This is a genomic window from Amycolatopsis sp. NPDC054798 (assembly GCF_053611505.1).
Genome location: NZ_JBSHAM010000070.1, coordinates 1 through 1,068 on the forward strand (window position 1 = coordinate 1; position 1,068 = coordinate 1,068).

Genomic DNA, 1,068 nt, shown 5'->3' on the forward strand with positions numbered 1-1,068 from the left:
GCCAGGCGGGGGGGCCGCCGGGGGCCGGGCCCCCCAAACCCGCGGGCAGGGGGACGGTTGCGCGGCCGCCCTGGGATTGAACCGCGGCGCAGCGGGTAGCCGGAAAGCGACGGCACCGACTTTCCGGGGAGGAAACCCGCATGGCAGACCGCATCCGACCGCCGCAGCAACAGGAACCTCCGGGCACCACCGCGGAAATGGACCCGCGGCCGCGCGATTCGATGACTGACTACGAAGGCCGCGGCCTGCTCGCCGGACAACGCGCGCTGATCACCGGCGGCGACTCCGGAATCGGCCGCGCGGTGGCGATCGCCTTCGCGAAAGAGGGCGCGGACGTCGCGATCTCGTATCTCAACGAGCACGAAGACGCCGAGTACACCGCTGATCGCGTGCGCGCCGAGGGCCGGGAATGCGTGCTGCTTCCCGGCGATCTCGCCGACGCGAGCCACTGCCGGGAGATCGTCGACAGCACTCTGTCCGAACTGGACGGACTGGACATCCTGGTCAACAACGCGGCGACGCAGTGGCCGGTCGACCGCCCCGAGGACCTGACCGAAGAGCAGTGGATGCACACCTTCGACGTCAACCTGCACAGCTACTTCCGGGTGACTGCCGCCGCGCTGCCGCATCTGGGCGACGGCGACGTGATCATCAACACCGGTTCGGTGAACGGCTTGCGCGGCAACAAATCCCTGATCGACTACTCGGCGACGAAGGGCGCGATCCACGCCTGGACGTACGCGATGGCGCAGGCGCTCGCCGACCGGGGGATCCGGGTGAACTGCGTCGCGCCGGGTCCGGTGTGGACACCGTTGATCCCGTCGACGTTCCCGCCGGAGAAGGTGGAGAAGTTCGGTCTGCAGGCTCCGTTCCAGCGGGCGGCCCATCCGGACGATCTCGCGCCGTCGTATGTGTTTCTCGCTTCGAACCGGCTGTCGTCGTATTACAGCGGCGAGGTGCTCGCGGCTCTGGGCGGCGAGACCGTGCCCGGCGGATAGCCACGGTCCGTGAGGGGAACCCTGAGGGAATCAGATTCCCTCAGGGCTGTCTCTTATACACATCTCCGAC

Annotated in this window: 1 protein-coding gene; it reads left to right on the forward strand. The window is 68.4% G+C overall.

The annotated features are described in order from the left end of the window. Window positions 1–140: 140 nt before the first annotated feature. Window positions 141–998, forward strand: coding sequence for an SDR family oxidoreductase (locus ACWGIC_RS32790; protein ID WP_452079778.1), 858 nt, complete (start codon window positions 141–143; stop codon window positions 996–998). Window positions 999–1,068 lie beyond the last annotated feature (70 nt).